At 34.8% G+C, this 20,605-nt stretch carries 19 protein-coding genes; 17 read left to right on the forward strand and 2 right to left on the reverse strand.

Going from position 1 to position 20,605, the window contains the following annotated elements:
- Nucleotides 1-254 precede the first annotated feature (254 nt).
- From ACKI30_RS08740 to ACKI30_RS08800, 13 genes are all read left to right on the forward strand, one after another.
- Complete coding sequence (locus ACKI30_RS08740) at nucleotides 255-1,277, forward strand: type I restriction endonuclease (RefSeq protein ID WP_407411675.1); 1,023 nt, start codon at nucleotides 255-257, stop codon at nucleotides 1,275-1,277.
- A 16-nt stretch (nucleotides 1,278-1,293) separates the two neighbouring features.
- Complete coding sequence (locus ACKI30_RS08745) at nucleotides 1,294-3,894, forward strand: AAA family ATPase (protein WP_407411677.1); 2,601 nt, start codon at nucleotides 1,294-1,296, stop codon at nucleotides 3,892-3,894.
- A complete protein-coding gene (mcrC, locus tag ACKI30_RS08750) occupies nucleotides 3,887-4,918 on the forward strand; it encodes a 5-methylcytosine-specific restriction endonuclease system specificity protein McrC (protein ID WP_407411679.1) in 1,032 nt (343 codons plus the stop codon). Before ACKI30_RS08745 ends, mcrC begins: the two co-directional genes overlap by 8 nt.
- Before the next feature lie 113 nt (nucleotides 4,919-5,031).
- Entirely contained in the window at nucleotides 5,032-5,346 is a 315-nt protein-coding gene (locus ACKI30_RS08755; protein WP_407411681.1) for a nucleotide pyrophosphohydrolase, read from the forward strand.
- A 1-nt stretch (nucleotide 5,347) separates the two neighbouring features.
- On the forward strand, nucleotides 5,348-7,216 hold the full coding sequence (locus ACKI30_RS08760) for a DNA/RNA helicase domain-containing protein (RefSeq protein ID WP_407411683.1): 1,869 nt from the start codon (nucleotides 5,348-5,350) through the stop codon (nucleotides 7,214-7,216).
- 68 nt (nucleotides 7,217-7,284) lie between these two features.
- Complete coding sequence (locus tag ACKI30_RS08765; RefSeq protein WP_407411685.1) at nucleotides 7,285-7,419, forward strand: hypothetical protein; 135 nt, start codon at nucleotides 7,285-7,287, stop codon at nucleotides 7,417-7,419.
- 59 nt (nucleotides 7,420-7,478) lie between these two features.
- A complete protein-coding gene (locus ACKI30_RS08770; RefSeq protein ID WP_407411687.1) occupies nucleotides 7,479-8,042 on the forward strand; it encodes a zinc-ribbon domain-containing protein in 564 nt (187 codons plus the stop codon).
- 84 nt (nucleotides 8,043-8,126) lie between these two features.
- The gene (locus ACKI30_RS08775; protein WP_407411689.1) at nucleotides 8,127-11,234 is read left to right on the forward strand and encodes an ATP-dependent DNA helicase; all 3,108 of its coding nucleotides are present in this window, start codon (nucleotides 8,127-8,129) and stop codon (nucleotides 11,232-11,234) included.
- Nucleotides 11,218-11,994 (forward strand): AAA family ATPase, encoded by a 777-nt coding sequence (locus tag ACKI30_RS08780; RefSeq protein WP_407411691.1) that lies wholly within the window; start codon nucleotides 11,218-11,220, stop codon nucleotides 11,992-11,994. Before ACKI30_RS08775 ends, ACKI30_RS08780 begins: the two co-directional genes overlap by 17 nt.
- Nucleotides 11,995-11,998: 4 nt before the next feature.
- Entirely contained in the window at nucleotides 11,999-12,808 is an 810-nt protein-coding gene (locus tag ACKI30_RS08785) for a hypothetical protein (protein ID WP_407411693.1), read from the forward strand.
- Between the two features lie 8 nt (nucleotides 12,809-12,816).
- Entirely contained in the window at nucleotides 12,817-13,167 is a 351-nt protein-coding gene (locus tag ACKI30_RS08790) for a hypothetical protein (RefSeq protein WP_407411695.1), read from the forward strand.
- Nucleotides 13,168-13,269: 102 nt separating this feature from the next.
- Nucleotides 13,270-15,360, forward strand: coding sequence for a helicase C-terminal domain-containing protein (locus ACKI30_RS08795; protein WP_407411697.1), 2,091 nt, complete (start codon nucleotides 13,270-13,272; stop codon nucleotides 15,358-15,360).
- 215 nt (nucleotides 15,361-15,575) lie between these two features.
- Nucleotides 15,576-15,740 (forward strand): hypothetical protein, encoded by a 165-nt coding sequence (locus ACKI30_RS08800; protein ID WP_407411699.1) that lies wholly within the window; start codon nucleotides 15,576-15,578, stop codon nucleotides 15,738-15,740.
- Nucleotides 15,741-15,949: 209 nt separating this feature from the next.
- Here ACKI30_RS08800 and ACKI30_RS08805 read toward each other — a convergent pair whose 3' ends face one another.
- A complete protein-coding gene (locus ACKI30_RS08805) occupies nucleotides 15,950-16,309 on the reverse strand; it encodes a hypothetical protein (protein WP_407411701.1) in 360 nt (119 codons plus the stop codon).
- 214 nt (nucleotides 16,310-16,523) lie between these two features.
- Between ACKI30_RS08805 and ACKI30_RS08810 the strand changes: the two genes are divergently transcribed.
- The 4 genes from ACKI30_RS08810 to ACKI30_RS08825 all read left to right on the forward strand — a co-directional run bounded on the left by ACKI30_RS08810 (nucleotide 16,524) and on the right by ACKI30_RS08825 (nucleotide 20,230).
- Complete coding sequence (locus ACKI30_RS08810) at nucleotides 16,524-16,661, forward strand: hypothetical protein (protein ID WP_407411703.1); 138 nt, start codon at nucleotides 16,524-16,526, stop codon at nucleotides 16,659-16,661.
- 72 nt (nucleotides 16,662-16,733) lie between these two features.
- Nucleotides 16,734-18,218 (forward strand): AAA family ATPase, encoded by a 1,485-nt coding sequence (locus ACKI30_RS08815; protein ID WP_407411705.1) that lies wholly within the window; start codon nucleotides 16,734-16,736, stop codon nucleotides 18,216-18,218.
- The gene (locus ACKI30_RS08820) at nucleotides 18,211-19,308 is read left to right on the forward strand and encodes a hypothetical protein (protein WP_407411707.1); all 1,098 of its coding nucleotides are present in this window, start codon (nucleotides 18,211-18,213) and stop codon (nucleotides 19,306-19,308) included. Before ACKI30_RS08815 ends, ACKI30_RS08820 begins: the two co-directional genes overlap by 8 nt.
- An 82-nt stretch (nucleotides 19,309-19,390) precedes the next feature.
- Nucleotides 19,391-20,230 (forward strand): HIRAN domain-containing protein, encoded by an 840-nt coding sequence (locus ACKI30_RS08825; RefSeq protein WP_407411708.1) that lies wholly within the window; start codon nucleotides 19,391-19,393, stop codon nucleotides 20,228-20,230.
- Here ACKI30_RS08825 and ACKI30_RS08830 read toward each other — a convergent pair.
- On the reverse strand, nucleotides 20,227-20,517 hold the full coding sequence (locus ACKI30_RS08830) for a MarR family transcriptional regulator (protein ID WP_407411710.1): 291 nt from the start codon (nucleotides 20,515-20,517) through the stop codon (nucleotides 20,227-20,229). The genes ACKI30_RS08825 and ACKI30_RS08830 overlap by 4 nt on opposite strands.
- Nucleotides 20,518-20,605 lie beyond the last annotated feature (88 nt).

Here is a 20,605-nt window from a genome sequence, read left to right on the forward strand (position 1 = left end):
TTTTAAATTTATGTTCTTTTAATCAAAATAGATTTTTATCCTATAGAATAAGGGGAATTATGTTAAAATTTAAGAAATTTTATAGGACGTTATATTAGTCTAGAGTTAATATTTTAGATTGAAAAATTTTCTAGAGATTCAAATATGTTAAATGAAATATTAATTTTTAAAATAATTTTTTCATTCGCATTATTCTAAATTATAATAAATTATTAAGCAAATTTTATATTAATTGTGTTATAAAATTATTTATAATGACATTTGAAGATGAATTAGTGGATTTCACTAAAACTTTAGCCTCAAAAAGAAGGGGAATCACAACTGAAGAAACAACCAAGATTGCTTTAATACTGCCTTTTATACGACTTTTAGGTTATGACGTTGAAAATCCGGATGAATTGAAGGTAGAATACGTGGCAGATGTTGGAGTCAAGAAAAGGGAAAAGATAGACCTTGCTGTCTGCATTGACGGTGAAGCAAAGATGCTTGTCGAGTGCAAGCCGGCAAATGTAAGATTAAACACCAATCATTTCACCCAGCTTTTCAGATACTTTTCTGTCAGTGATGTAAAGATTGCAGTTTTGACAAATGGAACAATATACTGGTTTTTCACGGATTTTGACAATCCCGGAAGAATGGACGAAAAACCGTTTTTGGAAATTGACTTGAGAAACCTGACTGAATCCAAAATTGAATCCCTGAATTTATTTACAAAATCTAATTTTTCCATTGAAAGGATACTGGAACATGTTGAGGAGTTGAAGTACAGGCAGTCAATTCATGAAACAATTCTCAATGAAATTAAAGATCCGACAGATGAAATGGTAAAAGTCATTGCAAAACAATCATATTCTGGCATAATCAGAAAACCACGTCTTGAGTACTTCCAAAAATTGGTAAAGGAAGAATTGAGAGATGTATTTGAGAATAACTATGATATTGACCCTTCTGATATCATAACCACTGAGGAGGAAAGGGAAGGATTTTACATTGTTCGGGCAATTTTAAGTGAAATAGTTGATACTTCAAGAGTGACAATAAGAGATAGGATAAGCTATTGTGGAATACTTTTGGATGACAATAATCGCTATCCGATATGCAGATTGTACTTCAATGATTTGGACAATATGGTTGTAGGGTTTTTCGATTCCATACAGAAGGATAAAAATGGATCTAGAATAGATGAGCAGATTAAAATAGATAATGTTTATGAAGTTTATAATTATAAGGAAAAGTTATTGGAAACTGTTAGGGTTTATTTGAAGGTAAAGAAATAATGAAGAGTGGATAAATATGGCAAATATGTGGATGGTCCGTGCAGGTGAAAATGCATTTTTAATTAATGATTTTAAAGAATTGAATATTATAGCAATTGGATGGGAAATAGGAGATTTATCCGGAAAAACTCCAGATGAAATTAAACAGTTGATGGTAAAAAGATATCCTGATGCTACAAAAACAAGTTTGGGTCTTAATTCTGCACAGGTTATTAAATTTGCATGTGATTTCCAAATAGGTGATTATGTAATTTCTTACAATCCTCAAACACGTAAATATTTAATTGGTAAAATTATTTCGGATTACTATATGTCTGAAAAATTGGCTGAAAAGTATAATCAGTCTGAAGGGTTTTATCATCATTTTCGTGATGTTGAATGGATTGGTGATGTCAATCGTGATGATTTAAATGAAACTGCTTTGAAACCTTTAAAATCAGTCATGACTATTTTTAATTTTAATGATAGTGCTAAAAATGCAATCTTATACTGTTTGAACAATAATAAGATTGAATGGATAGATTTTTATAGGGAATTTGCAGATAAACTGCTTGAATACAAGGACAATAGAAAAGAGTTGATTAGTAAAATCCAAAAGGTATTTGATAATATTAACATGAATTTGCCAACATTAGAAAATGATAGTGATGGCAATAATATTGTTCCATATGACATTGATCCATTCACTGTTTTTGCCCTATTCAACAAACAGATTTCATATGAAAATAGGGTTAATATAATTTCTCAAATCAAAGAAGAATTTTCACTTAAAAGTGATGTTCCAAATTCATTCCATGGGCTGGCAACAGTAAACAATCTTAAAGCGACATTTTATAAGTTTACAGGTGGCCGAGGGGATGATGATATAGATAATTTATGGAAACTCTATGAATTAGCAATTAACTATTCAGATATCAATCAAAATGATTTTATTGAAGTGTTTAATAATGTTATCAATCAGGATGGTATTAGATGGAACATCACTATGGGTTTAAATTGGATTATGCCGTTTACATTTATAAATTTGGATCAGAATAATCGTAATTTATTATCTTCAAATGAAATGTTTTCAAATGAATTTAGAGAGCAAATTAAATCTTTAAAAACACCGCCTGAAGGTAAAATCTATCTGCAAATTTGTGAAGAAGTAAAAAATTGCCTCAAAGATTCTAAATTCGATAATTTCTCAGAATTTTCACATAAAGCTTATGTCTTAAGTCATGAAAATCCTAATGAAGAAGGTGATGGAATAGGTGATGGTAATGTTAAAACAGTTAAATACTGGTTAATTTCACCTGGTGCTGGTGCTTCATTCTGGGATGACTTTTATGAAAATGGTGAAATGGGTATAGGTTTTGATGGAACTGGAGATTTAAGTCAATATAACTCCAAAGAGGAACTGAAACATAAGTTCCAGGAAATACATAATGACCGATCCAGCCACAAAAATAATGTTCATGCCTGCTGGCAATTTGTTTATGATATTCAGGTTGGAGATGTTGTATTTGCCAAAAGTGGTATGAGTGAAATAATTGGCCGTGGTATTGTTGAATCAGATTACATGTATGACACAAGCAAACCTTATCATAAAATCAGGAAAGTCAGATGGACTCATAAGGGACATTGGCAGGCACCTGAGAAATTGCCAATGAAAACATTAACTGACATTACTATTTATACGGAATTTGTCAATAATATAAAGGATTTATTTGTCAGTGGTGATGATGAACCTGAAATTGAAGAAATTGAATATCCCGTATATGATTCTGGAAAATTCTTGGATGAGGTTTATATTGACAAGGCGGATTATGAAACTCTTTGTGAACTTCTTAAAAACAAGAAGAATATTATAGTTCAAGGAGCTCCAGGTGTTGGAAAGACTTTTATGGCAAAAAGACTGGCTTATTCAATTATGGGTTCAAAAGATGTTGATAGAGTAATGATGGTACAATTCCACCAGAGCTATTCATATGAGGATTTTGTAATGGGTTACAGACCATCAAATGATGGTTTTGATTTGAAAAATGGGTCATTTTACAACTTCTGCAAAAAAGCTGAAGAAGATACTGAAAATGATTATTTCTTCATAATTGATGAAATCAATAGAGGAAACCTTTCAAAAATCTTTGGTGAGCTATTTATGCTGATTGAAAATGACAAGCGCGGTGAAAAAAATAAGATACAACTTTTATACTCTGATGAGCTGTTTTTCATTCCAAAAAATGTTTACATTATCGGTCTGATGAATACTGCTGACAGATCACTAGCAATGCTTGACTATGCATTAAGGCGCAGATTCGCATTCTTTGATTTAAAACCTGGATTTGATTCCAATGGATTTAGGAAATATCAGGAAAACCTTTCAGACAACAAATTTGATAAATTAATCGAAGTCATGAAAGAACTCAATAATGACATTAAAGGGGATGAGTCTTTAGGTGAAGGCTTCAGAATAGGTCATTCATATTTATGCAATATCAAAGATGAAAATATCCATGAGAAATTAAGTTATATTATAGAATATGAATTGATTCCTCTTTTAAAGGAATACTGGTTTGATGAGCAGGAAAAAATTGATTACTGGTCCGACAGGTTGAGAAGTGTCTTTGATGATTAAAGTTAAAAACATCTATTATATGCTTTCATATGCATTTCAGAGCCTGAATTCCAACGCATATAATAAAATTGAAATGGAAGAGTTTGAAAACACGGCCGAGCTATTTTCCGAAATACTGATTATCGGCGTTTCATCCCAAATCAAGCAGGGACTTGTAAGGGATTACATTGACGTTACGGAGACCACTTCATCAATCAGGGGGAAAATCAATATCACTGAATCAATCAATGAGCAAAGCTTCATCAAAAGACAGCTCAACTGTACATATGATGAGTTCTCAGTCAATTGTTACTTGAACCAGATTATCAAATCAACAATGAATCTGCTTGTAAAAAGTGATGTTTCACATTCAAGGCGAAAGAAACTTAAAAATCTTCTGATGTATTTTGATGATGTTGATCTCATTGACTTGAAATCCGTAAACTGGAAAATACGGTTTGACAGAAACAATCAGACATACCGGCTCTTGATTGGAGTTTGTTATCTGGTTGTGAATGGGTTATTGCAGACTCAAAAATCGGGTAATGCAAAGATGATGGAATTTCTGGATGACCAGAGAATGTCAAGGCTTTATGAGAAATTCATTTTGAATTATTATAAAAAGGAACATCCTGAAATCAGGGCTCATGCCCCACAAATTCCATGGCAGATTGATGAGGGAATTGACTTTCTGCTTCCGAAAATGCAGACAGATGTTACTCTAGAATATGAAAATCGAATATTGATTATTGACGCCAAGTATTATGGTCGCAATTTAAGCAAAAATTATGAAAAGGATATACATCACTCTTCCAACCTTTATCAGATTTTCACCTATGTTAAAAATAAGGAGTTGGAGCTTCAAGGAAAAGACTATGAAATCAGTGGAATGCTACTTTATGCAAGGACAACTTCTGAAATTCAGCCGGACAGTGACTATGTTATGAGTGGCAATAAAATTTCAGTCAAAACTCTGGACTTGAATCGTGAATTTGGTGAAATTAAAAAGCAGTTGGATGATATTTTATGGGAAATTATGTTATAATTGGAAAGTGAATCATTAACTTTCGTTTTAAAATAACTTAATATCTTATTTTAGAAATAGGTAAATATTGTTAATAAGATATAATACTGTAATCAACTTAGAAGGTTTTGCTTATGCATGAGATAATGAATGAACTCATTAAATTTCAAAAGGAACGTGACTGGAAAAAATTCCACACTCCTGAAAATCTTGCAAAATCAATTTCTATTGAGGCAGCTGAACTTCTGGAGCATTTTCAGTGGGAAAAAGAATATAATGTCACAGAGGTTGGTGAAGAGATTGCTGATGTTCTAATTTATTGTATGTATATGGCAGATGCATTGGATTTGGACATTAAGGAAATAATTTCAGATAAGATGAAAAAGAATGCAAAGAAGTATCCTGTTGAAAAGTCAAGGGGAAATGCACTGAAGTATACGGAGTTTTAACATGATAGTCTATGAAGCAACAAAGCAGGAGTTCTGCGATTCAGTTCTGTTAGGATCAATTACAGATGAGATATATGATGTCTATAAGGAAAAGATTGGAAAGTCCGCCAAATCTCAGATTAGGTCATGGGAAAACTCTATGGAATACATGTATAAGGTTCTGAATGATTCAGAGATTCCAGCTGACTGTGGTGTTGCAATTGAGTTTACAATTCCAACAACATCTAAAAGAATAGACTTTATCTTGACAGGATTGAACCAGTTTCAGGACGATTCTGTTGTCATTATTGAGCTCAAACAATGGGATTCCGCAGAGAAGGTTGATGGAAAGGATGGTGTTGTCAGGACATTTCTTGGTGGAGGAGTTCGTGAAACAACCCATCCCTCATATCAGGTATGGTCATATGCATCACTTATCAGGAACTTCAATGAAACTGTTGAGGATGAGGAAATTGGTCTCTTTCCATGTGCATATCTGCATAACTATGACTTCAAAAACGATGACCCCCTCAGGGATGAAATCTATAAACCATATTATGATGAGGCACCGTTGTATGGAAAGAGGGATGTTTTAAAATTAAGGGGGTTCATCAAGAAATATGTCAAATATGGTGACAATTCAGATATTTTATACCGGATTGATAACGGTAAGATCAGGCCTTCCAAAAAGCTTCAGGACACCCTTTCAAGTATGCTTGAAGGCAATAAAGAGTTTGTCATGATTGATGAGCAGAAGATTGCCTATGAATTGGCTTTGAAAATGGCTCGTGAAAGCTATCTGGATGACAAAAAGCGTGTTTTGATTGTTGAAGGAGGTCCAGGAACTGGAAAGTCCGTTGTGGCAATCAATCTGCTTGTGGACATTATGGCAGATGAGATGGTCTCATTGTATGTTACCAAGAATTCCGCTCCAAGAAACGTGTTCTATGAAAAGTTACGTGGAGGAAAGCATTCGTTGAGCTATCTGAAGAATCTGTTTAAGGGTTCGGGTTCTTTCACACAGTCTGAATCAAATGAGTTTGATGCGATAATTGTCGATGAGGCTCATCGTCTTAATGAAAAATCAGGACTGTTTGGCAATCTAGGTGAAAATCAGGTTAAGGAAATCATCAATGCATCTAAGTTTTCAGTGTTTTTCATAGACAAGCACCAAAAGATTTCTCTTAAGGACTACGGAAGCATTGAAGTGATCAATGAATTTGCAGAATACTTTGATGCTGAAGTCGAGCACATAAAACTGGAATCACAATTCAGGTGCAATGGATCTGACGGATACTTATCATGGCTGAATGATGTGCTGGAGATTGAGGAGACTGCTAACTTCGACGGCTTTGACTTTGATTATGACTTTAGAGTTGTTGACTCACCTTCTGAATTGAAGGAGTTGATTTTTGAGAAAAACACCAATAACAATGCAAGGTTGCTTGCTGGATATTGCTGGAACTGGATCAAGGAAGGAAAGAATGATTCTGATGTTCATGACATTGTAATTGATGACTTTTCAATGAGCTGGAATCTGGGAAACTCTGACACTTGGGCAATTGATGAAGATTCAGTAAATGAGGTCGGTTGCATTCACACTTCACAGGGACTTGAATTTGACTATGTTGGAGTTATTATCGGAAATGACATGATGTTTGACGGTGAACATATTGTGACTGATTTTAATCAACGTGCAAGAACTGATAAGTCTTTGTTCGGAATAAAAAAGTTGTATAAACAAAATTCTGAAGAAGCTTTAAAAATTGCAGATGAAATTATTAAGAATACTTATCGTACATTAATGACTCGTGGTATGAAAGGTTGTTACGTATTTTGTGAAGATATATTGCTTCAAGCATATTTAAAAGAACGATTAAAATTAAAATAGTTTCATTGATTATCATTATTTTGTTGTATTGAAAAATGTATTTTTATTCTCAACTTATTATGATGAAATTGATAATAAAGGTAAAGTTAATATCCAGTCTGATAGGTTTAGAAGATATTCAGGTCATAATGCTTCCTGCCAATGAAATTAATGAATATTATCAGAATAATAAAAGAATTGATATTTCTCAACTGTCACTTTAATTTGATGTAGTATTAAAATTTATTAGTTAAATAAAATAAACTTATTTTAGGAGATTATAATGTATTGTGAAAATTGTGGTCATAAAGTTCCGAATAATGCTGATTTTTGCCCTAATTGTGGCCATAATATCAAACATTATCATTCAATATTTTTTACTACACTTAATTTAAAAAGCAAATGGAATCAATTTTCAAATGGCAAAAAAGCAATATCATTAATAGCCATTGGCTTAATTGGTTTAATTATTTTTAATGGTGCATTTGGCTTTTTAGCACCTCATGAAGATGAATCATATGTGGAAGATTATAATACTTATTATTATGATGATTTGGATACTGATGAAAGTGAAAGTTACACGACATTAATAGATGAGGAAACTTATGATGATTCTTCAGATTCAGTATCATCTTCATTGTCTTCAAGTGATTATTCTGATACGCAAGAAGATTCAAATTCCTATGATTCTGGGGGCAGTTATGTTGGCAGTGTAAATTCAGATAAGTTTCACTATCCTTCATGCGGTCAAGCTCAAAAAATCAAATCCGGAAATTTAGTCACATTCTCAAGCAGGGATGAAGCACTTTCCAGAGGTTATTCCCCTTGCAGCTTCTGTTCCCCATAAAATCCTAATTTAAAAAATTATATATTTATTTAAACACAATATGTTAATAAGAATTAGTCATGATTAAATAAGTTGGTGCAGATTATGGAGTTCGTAGGAAATCAAAAGAAGGTTATTGAATACGGAGAAGGAACTCTTTTAGTTGAAGCTGGACCAGGGTCCGGTAAAACAACAGTTATTGTCGAGAGAATTAAGGAACTTGTTAAACAAGGTGTTAATCCTGAATCTTTTCTTGTAATTACATTTACAACAAAAGCTGCTGATAATTTAAAATATAAATTAAGAAAGGAACTTTCAAACAGCACAGTCTTAAAGATGCAGATTTCCACAATCCATTCATTCTGTCTTGAATACTTAAAATCCAAAAACATGTCATTAACACTTTTGGATGATGATACTTCCGAAAAAAAGACTTTATTCATTCAGAAATTCAAAAAGGACCTTGGATTTACTGATGAATATACTGTTTTGGATTACCAGTTTCCAAGTGTTTTAAGCAAGTTCGGAGAATATACATGTTTTAATGTAAACTCCAATGAATTAATCCAAAAAATCACTGATTCAAGAGTCATCACCAAAGAATACATTGATTTTATAAATTCATTGGATTATTTTTCCAAAAAGCGTATTGATGATTATGATGATCCATTAAAAAAGGAAAAGAAGAAAAATCCTGATGATTTTGATGAAAGCAGATTATATTCAAAATCATGGTATAATGCAAGATACCTTCAAATTGCAAGGGCTTATCCGAAGTATTTAAAACTGTTGGATGAATATAATTATGTTGATTATGATACTCTGCAGCTTAAAGCTTTGGAGGAACTTGAAAAAGACCCGATAACCAAATACACCACAGTTTTTGTTGATGAATTTCAGGACACTGACCCATTGCAGTTCAGGATTTTTGAAACATTAAGGGCCAACTGCACCTACTTTACAGCAGTTGGTGATGTCGACCAGCACATTTACGCCTTTAGAAGTTCATTCAATGACTTTTTTGACGAGCTTATCAGACTGGACACTCCGGATGTTTTAAGCCTTGATGTAAATTTCAGATCAACTGAAAACATTGTAGAACTGACTGAGGCATTCATCACTCCTCAAAGAAAGCAAACCTCACAAAAGCATATGGTGAGCAATGAAAAAGGATATAATAATCCGAATTTCCTGCTTGAAAACAAAAATAGCGATGATGAAGCTCAAAACGTTTATGAAATCATTAAGTATCTGAAACAAAACAATCTTATTGAGGATTATTCTGATGTTGCAGTGCTTTACCGAAAGCACACTGATAAAACTATAGCAAATCTGATTGAAAAATTCAACACAGACCCAGATATAGACTATTCCATTAGAGGTCAGAGTGACTTGTCATCCAAAGAGGAAGTCAAAACTGTCCTTACAATGTTGTGGTATGTATCCAGAAATACAAAGGTAGGTTATGTTCCGTCCAATGACGAACTAGATAAATTGAACCTTAAAGCATTGTGTGGTTTATACTTCAACACGCCATTTATATCACTTGATGATTCAACTAAATCATATCTTTGTGAACTGCAGGATTCCTACTATGAAGAGGTAACAAGAATTGAAAATGAATTCTACGGCAAAGACAAATTTTCACCCGACAAGGTTCACAGGGTCAAGAAAAGGGAAAATCAGGACAGATTATATGAAATATTCAACAGCCTCAAGCTGCCTGAAATAGATTTGGATAAAATAGAAAACCCGAAAGACAGAATGTTTTTTGAAAGACTTGATGAAATCAAAGCCCAAATTGAAGGGGAGGAACCTCCAACAATATTAAATGTTTTCTATCAGCTGATTGCTTTATCTAATATATTTGACTATGAGCTTAACTACACCGAAATTGCTAACCTTTCCAAATTAACCCAAACAATTTCAAACTATGAATCTTTCATCTCAGAAACAGATTTCAGAGGAGTTATGTTCTTTTTAAACAGCACAATTGAAAATTATGATTCTCATCAAAGCGAATCCAAAGGTGTTCAGCTGATGACAATTCATGCTGCAAAGGGTCTTGAATTCCCTGTAACTATTATCACATCCCTTGAAAAGGACAAGTTTCCAATGATTCCAAAAGATTCGAAACGTGAAAAGGATTTCATCTTCCCTAATGATACATATTACACTCCAAATGAATGCCTGGAATTTAAAACAATTCTTAAAGAGGATGAAAACGGCAATTTAAATCATGAATTCATCACAATTGAAGAGGAAAATCAGCTAAACATTGAAGAGGAGGACAGGGTTCTTTATGTTGCAATGACAAGGGCAGCTGATCTTTTAATATTGTCAACACTAAAAAAAGTACCTGAAGAGATTGAAAGAATCCGTGACTGGACAACACCATTTAATATTGAGGATTTAAGTAAAGTAAAAATCTGTGAACACTACGCTGAAAGTGATGACGGACCGGTTGTACTGAACTATTCCAAATACACACAATACATTTCATGTCCTTTCAAATATGATTTGGGGTTCAATTTGGGATTCAGGCGTAGCGGTGCTAAAGCGGCAAACCGTGGAACCGTATTCCATGAAATCATGGAAACCGTTAATCTAATGTTAAAAAATGGTGAAAGTGTAAACACGGAGAAATTATCAGAAATTACTCATGACACATATAAGAAGATGTTTGACATTGAAGACAGCCCTGATGAGTATGAGGTGTTCAAAGCCAATGTTTTTGAATACTTTGATAAATATTCCATTAATAGGCAAGTCATGGATGCAGAACTTGACTTTGAGATTCTTAAAGATGACTATCTTTTAAATGGTTCAATTGATCTGGTTTATAAGGTATCCGATGATGAGGTAGTAATTCTTGATTACAAATACGCAGAATATGATGAGGACCATATTGACGGATACACTAAACAGCTATACATTTATGCATATGCACTCGGGCAATTGTCTGACTATAAAGACTATAAAATTCAAAAGGCAATTACACACTTTGTTTTAGGTGACTATCAGCATGAAGTCTATATTGATGAAAATGTGCTGAATGATGAACTTAAACACTTAAGTGAAGTTGCTGGTGAAATTGATAAGGGTGTTTTTGATAAAAAACCTGAAAAAGAGGAAAACTGTATGAGATGTTCATACAGATACTTCTGCAAACCGAAAGAGTTCGCAGGTGAGTTATATGAAACTGAAAATTAGTGATATTGGTGTAATAAACAATGCAGACATTGACATCAACAGAATCAATGTTGTAGGTGGAGTAAATTCAAGCGGCAAGACAACAGCATCCAAACTATTGTATTGTTATTTGAAATCTCAGGATTTACTTGAAAATGAGGGTTTATCCAACATAAACCAGGACAATGTTGAATTTATTTCTAATGAAAACTTTTCAGATATATTCTATCTGGAAAACATTTCGATTCTTGATTTAAAGGACTCATATATCCTAAATCTTGACCATATAAAACACGTCAAGGAATGTCTGGAGATTGAAAATAAGAATCTTTCATCTGCGTTGGTTTCTAAAATTAAAAACATCATAAAGAATGACTGCTATTCTTCATCCGGAATCAGACAGATTGGTGTTATTCAGATTCTACTGGAGAACGGTTCACTTGGCAGAAACTCATTTTTAATCATTGATGAGCCTGAAAGTAACCTGCATCCAGAGTGGCAAATCAAGTTTGCAGAAATCTTAGTCATGTTAACAAAGGAACTGGACATTACATTATACCTAAACTCATACAGTCCGATTTTCATTGAGGCTATTTCACTTTATGCACAATACTATGATTTACTTGACAAAACCAGTTTTTATTTGACCAAAAAACAGGAAAATGGTAAATATAACTTCAAAAAGATTAGCCCTAAAAACATGGGAGAGGTTTATGAGAATTTAACAAAACCGTATGATACTTTGGATAAACTCAAGGCTAAAATTCTATTTAAGGAGTAGGAACATGACATTAACATCTGATGAGGCCAAATTCGTTGAATTTCTCAAATCGTTCAGTCAGTTCTACTGGCCTTCACACAAGATTGCCGAAAACTCCAAAGGCATTTCAATTTTACCTCATGATGGAGATAAAAACGAGTTTAAGATGTATGCACTTGATGAAATCTGTCATTCCTGTTCAATTTTCAAGGAAGGGGGAGTATGGTTTACTCCAAAGACAACAGATGCCATCTGGTATAAAAAGGAGAATGATAACTTCTTCATTTTCCTCATTGAATTCAAGGGGGATTTATTATGCAGGACTTCAAGCAAATGCTCATTGGTTGAAGTTGTCGACAGTCTCAAAAGCAAAAATTACTATGATGAACTCTCATCTGAAATCAATTCATTGGATAAGATTGTGGATAAATACTCAGACCGTTTGCTAAATGGGCTTGCATCAAAGCCACTTGAAACCGTTACGATTGCCCTACCACTTATTTATGAGGAATATTACAATAACAATAACGTTGAATATTTGGATATCAGAAAATTCCTGACTAGTTCAAGAATAATATATCGTGTCGTCTCAATTTCAGAGGATTACGAGCCAAACCGTCAGAGAACTAGAGGCAGATCCTACAGATGCTCCAATATGATTCCATCAGCATGTAAAAAATTAGCTCGTGAAAGACATGACAGAGAACTTGATGCATCCTATGAATCAAGCCTGCAGACTTATCACAGGAGATATGAAAAAGCAGGAATTGTATTCAGCGCAGGTTTTGTAGATAATATTGCATTTAACAATTTTATTGAAAACTATTTGAAATAGGTGCTAACATGAACGGAAGAGAAAAATGTATGCTAATTAATCAGGTCAGACAAAAAGTTGCCGATAACAATAACATTGATTTTGTAATCTATGACTGCACTTTCGAAGGTGAGTGCACAGGAAGATGCCAAAAATCAGATTCAGAGCTCAGTTATCTTGAAAGTGAACTTGAAAAAAGGCAGAATGAAGGAAATAAAATCAATCTTAAGGGAGTTTTCTCATTTGATATAGATGATGAGCCTAAAATACAGCCATCTTCAGAAGAAATTGCAATAAAAAGACAGGAAAAATTAGAAAAACTCATGGAAAATCCTGATTTAAAAGATTTACCTTCTAGATATTTGGATATGCTGCTTTAATGAAAGCAAAATTTCCTTTTGTAAATACTCTTCAAATGCTCTTACAAAATTGGCATTATATATCAGTAACTGAATTAATGTATGAATATGTGAGCTGAGAAAATGGTCTGGAAATATTCTAATTATTCAAAAATAAACCCTGAAGTTGCTAAACACTTTCCGTTCAGCCATCCCAGACAGTTCCAGCTTGAAACAATCTCAGAAATCACAGAAGCAATTAATAAAGGATATAAATATATTGTTCTTGAGGCAGGAACAGGTACCGGAAAATCTGCAATTGCAGCAACTTTATCTGGGATGTTTGACTCATCATATATCCTGACAGTTACAAAACAGCTTCAAGATCAGTACATGAAGGATTTCAGTGATTTGGGATTTAAATTAGTCAAGGGAAGAGGCAATTTCCAGTGTAAGAATTATAAACATAATGGAATCATCCAAAGCTGTGATTTGGGAAAATGCATTGTGGAAGGCCACTCATGCAAATATTCACTAAATAACCATGAAAAAGAAAAAATCACCAAAGAAAACACCTGTGAATACTATTATCAGAAATACATGGGATTAAACTCCAAAGTTACAGTTGCCAATTACCATTACATGTTTATGGAGCTCAATTATGTAAGCGATTTTTCAAAAAGGGATTTAATGATTTGTGATGAGGCTCACAATATAGAATCAATGATGATGAACCAGCTCACTCTTGAATTTGACAGGCATGATTTAAAGGAATATCTAAAGTTCAACCTTTCCAAAGATTTAATTAATCAGCTGAGTGAAGGCGAGAGCACGGACTGGATTAGTTTCGTTGAAAAAATCAGAACCAAATACGAAATTGAACTTTCCAAAATAGAAAATATTGACAATCCTCAGTTAAGAGAAAAGAAAATTTTTATCAAAAACATGATTGGAGACTGTGAGAGATTTTTAAAACATGTTTATTTAGATTCTGAAATGTGGATTTTTGACTATGACAAGGAATTCGGAATTGCCCAGTTCAAGCCTCTTAAAATAGACAATTACGCTGCAGAAACACTATTCAAACATGCTGATGTATGCATTTTCATGAGTGCAACCATTCTAGATTATGAGCTTTTTGCACATTGGCTTGGAATTTCACCTGATGATATATATGCAATAAGGCGAAAAAGCCCATTTAATATCAAAAGAAATCCGATAAAAACATTTAAGAGCTTTAACATGTCTTACACCACTCTTGAAAAAACAGTTCCGCAGACAATTCCCACTATCAGAGAAATTTTAGACAAACACAAAAACGAGAAGGGAATTATTCATACGGTCAGCGCAAAGTGCAGGGATTTTCTAATGGATAACATCAAAACTGACAGATTCATCTCGCATGATACTCATAATCGCTCTGATATAATTGAGGAATTCAAAAGTTCCACTGAGCCTAAGGTACTGGTTTCACCGTCCGTTAATGAGGGTGTTGACCTTCCGGGTGATGAATGCAGGTTTCAGATAATCTACAAGATTCCTTATCCCGATTTGGGGGACCGTCAGATATCCATGAGAAATGCTATTGATTCTAAATGGTATGACTACAAGACATCTCTTGCACTGGTTCAGACACACGGAAGGGGAATGAGGTTTGAAGATGACTACTGCACAACCTATTTCATTGACAGCCGGCTTGACGGATATCTCTCACATGATTTTTTCATGAACCATTTCATTCCAGATACATTTACTGATGCTATTGAGAATTTCTCAAATGATTATTTGGGTGAAAAAAGCATTATTCCCGAAGATTTGCCTAATATTAAATTGAAAACAGATTTGAAATATGAACTGATTCAAAAGGCAGATAATCTGTTAAATGATGGAAAAACTGAAAAGGCAATTGCTTTTTATAATGATTTGATACATGATGAGCTTTTCTGCAATGACCATTATCCATATTTGAAGCTTTCAGAACTATATTCAGATACATACATGTTTGAAGAGGAAACGCAAATCCTTGTCAAGTTTTTTAAATCAGGAATGCATGTGTCTGATGATATTTTAAATGAATTCAAAAAACGTCTGATGAGATTGGATAAGATGGGGTATTTTGACTATAAAACAAATATGGAAAGTCTTGAATATGAATTTAAGCAACGGAATAATGTTCATATTAAAAATACGGTTCCACTTGCAGATAAAATAATTAAAAACAGATTGAATAAATGAGATTAAAGATTAATATTCTAGTGGGAACAAGTCGCACTGAATATTTTTTAACAAATAATGTCCAATAAATAGTTTATCTTCAAACTATATAAATTTTTCATAATAATATTTTGAATAAATATAAAAACATGTTATTGATAATATCTTATTAACAACATATATTATTAAATTTAATTCTGCCATATTTCATAATGTTTGTAATGGAGGGATAATGTATGATTACATGCGATGTATGCGGACGATTAAACGACCCTGAAAGGGCAACATGCGAATACTGCGGGTCTGACTTATCAGACAGCCCGGACTGGGACATATACGATGACGACAGCTTAGATGAAAATGATGAGATGAGCTATATTGACCCTGACTATTATGAATAGGTGATATTATGTGGGAATGCGAATACTGCGGAGCGGAAAACGAGGACGGAACAGACGAATGCCAATGCTGCGGAAGGTCCGTTGATGTTAACTACTATGCGCTTTGAGACTATTTTAAAATTGCATTTTGAATATTTAATTATTCAATTATCTTTTTAATTTACTATTGTGTTTGGTTAAAAATTGAAGTCATTTAGGAAAATTGTTAATTAAGTTAATGCAAAGCTGGTTTGAGAACTTGGACATCCAAAGTCATTTAATGTAGTTAATTTGATAGCTTCATCTTCATTTTTAAATTTAAAAACGACTTCAACATTTACAATATCTTTGCCAATTGTTATTGTAACATTTCCATCAGGGTTAACCAGATTTTCCTTATTGATGTCAAGAATTTTAGATGCGCTGATGATTTCAAGATTGACTGGAAGATAATTTTCATCAAAATCCAAAAACACTCCAAATTCCAATTCAATGGATTTTTGATGGACATACTCCTTTTTTACTTCAATATTGACTATATCTAAATTAGTGTCATATGTATATTCAGCTACAAATTCTTTAATTTGCATAGTGTTTCCTCTTTTGTATATTTTTTTCAATTAATGTTATTATTTCTATTTCTTCCTTATTCAATATATTGATGACTATCGCCAAGTCATCATTTTTCGTATGGATATAAAGTAATTGAAATATGCTATTTTCATTGTATGATTTTTCAATCCAACCAATAAACTTTCAAAAAACCGTAAGGCATCCCTGGCCGTTTCAGTATTCGTTGCACTTGTGGCGTTCGGTCTCATGCATGCAGGCGAATACGGCTCAATCCTTCGCGTTATTATAGTTCAGGGACTGGGATCAGTATTTGATGTGCTTTTATTCTTAAAACCAAAAACGTATTCACATCATACCTGTCCCATCTGATCTTCGACCTTATCTCACTGGCAATGACAGGCAATATATAGGATTATATATGACTAATAATAAAATGTTAATATGATGTTAGAGTGGACTATTTGCAATAAATGCGGTAAAATCCTTGACAACTCACAGACTGCGTGTCCTTCATGCGAAAGTGAGGTTGAAAAGGTTCATATGGATTATCTGATAGGTTATCTTAACGATTTCAGATTTATACTCAGCGCTGTAAATGTATTTTGCGACTTCTCGCCGTCACTGGAGAAGATGGACAGCGCAAACCTTGTGAGCGTTGTGCTTGATGACCTTTTCAAATGGTTCAGCTATCTCGGTTTGGGCGACGATGTGATAACTGACAATGAACTGGAGTTCATAAACTCAATTCTTAATGTAAACTACTCAAAGGACGACATCATGACCCTTACAGATGAGAAGCTCGGCGATGAGATACCACTGTCTTTTGCGGCCCTGCATGAAATCGATTTGTTCGCCCGGAAGTATGACATGAGAAACGTCAACTCATGCGCCAGCCTTTATGAATGCTACAAGTTTTTAGGCAAGTTCTTCATAACCGTGGATGACGAGCTTAACAGTGATGTCCTTGAGCTTTACAGCTCATACATTAAAAGGCTTGAAGTCTATATGAATGAAAATGAAATAGACAAGAATGTTTCCGTTCAGCCCGCTATGATTCCCGAAGGCGTTGACATTCCTGAAGTCATTGAGGAAACCAAACCGGAAAAGTCACTTGATGACTATATTGATGAGCTGAACAGGCTTGTAGGCCTTAAGAAAGTCAAAAAGGATGTAAATTCCATGATCAATCTTGTAAGAATCAGAAAGATTCGCTCAGACCGTGGAATCAAACAGCCCGCCATGAGCCTTCACCTGGTGTTTTCGGGAAATCCAGGAACGGGAAAGACCTCAGTTGCAAGATTACTCTCCAAGATATACCATGCAATGGGACTTTTAAGCAGGGGACATCTCATTGAAACCGACAGGTCAGGTCTTGTTGGAGGATATGTCGGACAGACCGCAATAAAGACCCAGGAAGTCATACAGACCGCAATGGGTGGGATACTTTTCATTGACGAGGCATATGCACTTGCCCAGTCAAGCGAAAACGACTACGGAAGGGAAGCGATTGACACACTCCTTAAGGCAATGGAGGACAACCGTGACGACCTGATTGTAATCGTTGCAGGATATCCTGACCTGATGGACAAGTTCCTTCACTCAAATCCCGGTCTGGAGTCAAGATTCAACAAGTTCATATACTTTGAGGACTACGATGAAAAAGAGCTCTATGATATATTCGAGCTTATGGCAGGCGATGCCAACTTAACTTTGGACGACGGAGCAAAGCAATATCTAAAAGAGTATTTCGAGACAATGTATGAGCACAGGTCCAGGAACTTTGCAAACGGCCGGGCCGTGAGAAACCTCTTTGAGGAGGTTATCACAAGACAGGCAAACCGTCTGGCGGGCGAGGACGACATTTCAGATGAAGAGCTCAACACTTTGACATATGAAGATTTTTTAATAGAGGAAGAAGATGACTAGCCAATATAAAATATGTAACGAATGCGGTGAAAAGGTGGATGTGGACTACAATTTCTGCCCTAACTGCAAGTCCCAATCATTCAGGCAATCAAACATGCCCGCAAAGGCCAGAAAAAGCCAGCCAAGCATCATACATTCACTGCTCTACTGGAACCATGACGGAGAGTATGTTATAGCAAAGACAAAAGTTGCGACAATAGGAGTATTTCTCCTTTTCCTGTTTTTCGCACTGACCGACCGTGACTGGCTGGCTGCCATTGCGCTTGGTGCGATCTTTTCTATTCTCACATACTTTGTAGGATATGGAATCCACTCATTCAGGGGCAGACCTAAGGATGCCGTGCTTGAAAACAATGACTACGGGCTTCTTGATGACTTGAAGCATTTCCTCTTTTATTGGCAGAACAAAAACACAGGGGAATTTGTCCTCTCAAAAACCAAGGTAATTTCCTCTGCACTCTTCGCTCTTCTGTTCATAGCAGATGCATTCGTATCCCACTTCAACATATTTGCAATGTATGTGGTTGCAATAATGTTTACCGCACCTCCTTTTGCTGTAGGCTGCGTAATTCACAAGATTACCAATCCTAACCCTACAAATCCTCCTCACAGGATTGAAAGCAAAAAGCCTAAGGAGATTAAGGAGGTCAAAAAGGTAGCAGAAAAACCGAAATCTCCGCAAATGGACAAGAACCTGATTCCAGAATTTGAAAACTACAAGGCTAAAATCTCATCTTTAAAAGCGGAATTCGATGCAAAGGACAAGGTTGCACGCGAGCTTATCGAAAAGCGTTTCCAGCCGCCGCAGCTTACCTACACCAGATTCATTTCACTTGTGGACAAGTCCAAGAAGCTCTTTGACAGGGAATCAGAATCTGCTATGAATATCCTGAACCTTGCAACCGAGGATTCACCCAGGGTTGATGCGGAAATCAAATCCAAAATCAACATGCTTAAGGCAATAATATCCAAGATGGATGACTTGACAAACGAGCTTGTCCTGACCATGGATTCTGCTGACGACGGTGACGTTGACGTACTTCTGGATGATATGGAAGGCGTAATCGGATCTATTAAAGACTACAAATAGGTAAAACATTTCAAGGACTGTCAGGTGGCTGAATGTAGAGAAGAAGTTGCAAAACACGTAGACAATATCGATTAGGTGAACCATGACAGAGCGTCAATTCGGCGAAAATCTCGATGACTGGATAGTCAAGACAACTGAAAAAAGTGAAGTGTCCAGCGAAAGCGTTTCGGACGTATTTTTCGATGAGGCAAAAAGGCTTTTTGAGGATTCAAGGGCAAACGAGGCACTGACTTTAATCAACGTTGCAATTGAAAAGGACAGTGAAAATTTCAAATACTTTACTCTCAAGGCCGAAATTCTTGAAAGCCTCAACCGATATTCCGAGGCCGATGATGCATACTCACGTGCATTTAAGCTCAATGATATTGATAAAACACGTGAAAAATGGGCATTGATGCTGTACAGATGGGCGAATTCCCTAAACGACAAGACAAAGGCACTTAAAATCATCACCGGTGCGATTGAAATTCTGCCCGAGACTCTTAAAGACACATACAGGGAAAAGTTCTGGTATCTCAAGGGAAGCATATTGGACTGTCTTGGCCAGCCAATAGAGTCAAGGATATGCTATCTCAAGGCTGAAGGATTCAGCGATGAGATAAAAGAGCTTGAAGGACAAATCGAATTTTTAAAATCATCCAAAGATACACTGATAAGCATCACCGGAACCAGATTCTACTTCGGAATTGAAATATTCAAGCCGAAAATGACAGTAGATCTTGTAAAGGAACCTGAAAACGAGCATGACCCTGACGCCGTAAGGGTTGAAATCGACGGTGAAAAAGTGGGTTATGTTGCAAACAGCGAATATACGTTGATTGAAAATATAAAAAGCGCAAGCGACATAAAGGATATGGATTTAAAAAAGGCGGAAGTGGTGTTCATTTATATGGATGAGCATGTTATTGCAAAAATCATCTAATCATTTTTATTGTCCTCAATCATCTCGAGAATTTCAAGACCCAGTTCGGTATTGTGGTAAAGCCTTCCTTTTTTGGCTTCCTCATTGATACATTCAACAAGATTGTCTTTTTTTAGGTTTTTAAGTGCATTAGAAACCTGAGTAATTCTAAGTCCGCTGTATCTTGCTATTTCAGAAGGCATCATATATTCATTTTCAATTGTTTTCAGGGTCTTGTATTTGTTGGGTGAAACTTTTATTTTACCTATTATTTCCCATTTTTCCATCTCTGTAAGTTCCTGAGGCATGAATAATTTTTTGTTTAATCTTAAATACTTGATTAGTTACTGATTAAAGAATAGTTATTTATTTTTTTATTCGAATTGTTAACATTAT

Source organism: Methanobrevibacter sp., assembly GCF_045539575.1.
GTDB lineage: Archaea > Methanobacteriota > Methanobacteria > Methanobacteriales > Methanobacteriaceae > Methanocatella.

Excerpts from the sequence above, each read along its gene's own strand:
- ACKI30_RS08780 (WP_407411691.1), top strand. The coding sequence starts at position 11,218 with ATGAAACTGAAAATTAGTGATATTGGTGTAATAAACAATGCAGACATT.
- ACKI30_RS08815 (WP_407411705.1), top strand. The coding sequence starts at position 16,734 with ATGATGTTAGAGTGGACTATTTGCAATAAATGCGGTAAAATCCTTGAC.
- ACKI30_RS08785 (WP_407411693.1), top strand. The coding sequence starts at position 11,999 with ATGACATTAACATCTGATGAGGCCAAATTCGTTGAATTTCTCAAATCG.
- ACKI30_RS08745 (WP_407411677.1), top strand. The coding sequence starts at position 1,294 with ATGGCAAATATGTGGATGGTCCGTGCAGGTGAAAATGCATTTTTAATT.
- mcrC (WP_407411679.1), top strand. The coding sequence starts at position 3,887 with ATGATTAAAGTTAAAAACATCTATTATATGCTTTCATATGCATTTCAG.
- ACKI30_RS08820 (WP_407411707.1), top strand. The coding sequence starts at position 18,211 with ATGACTAGCCAATATAAAATATGTAACGAATGCGGTGAAAAGGTGGAT.
- ACKI30_RS08830 (WP_407411710.1), bottom strand. The coding sequence starts at position 20,517 with ATGCCTCAGGAACTTACAGAGATGGAAAAATGGGAAATAATAGGTAAA.
- ACKI30_RS08790 (WP_407411695.1), top strand. The coding sequence starts at position 12,817 with ATGAACGGAAGAGAAAAATGTATGCTAATTAATCAGGTCAGACAAAAA.
- ACKI30_RS08770 (WP_407411687.1), top strand. The coding sequence starts at position 7,479 with ATGTATTGTGAAAATTGTGGTCATAAAGTTCCGAATAATGCTGATTTT.
- ACKI30_RS08805 (WP_407411701.1), bottom strand. The coding sequence starts at position 16,309 with ATGCAAATTAAAGAATTTGTAGCTGAATATACATATGACACTAATTTA.
- ACKI30_RS08795 (WP_407411697.1), top strand. The coding sequence starts at position 13,270 with ATGGTCTGGAAATATTCTAATTATTCAAAAATAAACCCTGAAGTTGCT.
- ACKI30_RS08775 (WP_407411689.1), top strand. The coding sequence starts at position 8,127 with ATGGAGTTCGTAGGAAATCAAAAGAAGGTTATTGAATACGGAGAAGGA.
- ACKI30_RS08760 (WP_407411683.1), top strand. The coding sequence starts at position 5,348 with ATGATAGTCTATGAAGCAACAAAGCAGGAGTTCTGCGATTCAGTTCTG.
- ACKI30_RS08740 (WP_407411675.1), top strand. The coding sequence starts at position 255 with ATGACATTTGAAGATGAATTAGTGGATTTCACTAAAACTTTAGCCTCA.
- ACKI30_RS08825 (WP_407411708.1), top strand. The coding sequence starts at position 19,391 with ATGACAGAGCGTCAATTCGGCGAAAATCTCGATGACTGGATAGTCAAG.
- ACKI30_RS08755 (WP_407411681.1), top strand. The coding sequence starts at position 5,032 with ATGCATGAGATAATGAATGAACTCATTAAATTTCAAAAGGAACGTGAC.
- ACKI30_RS08800 (WP_407411699.1), top strand. The coding sequence starts at position 15,576 with ATGATTACATGCGATGTATGCGGACGATTAAACGACCCTGAAAGGGCA.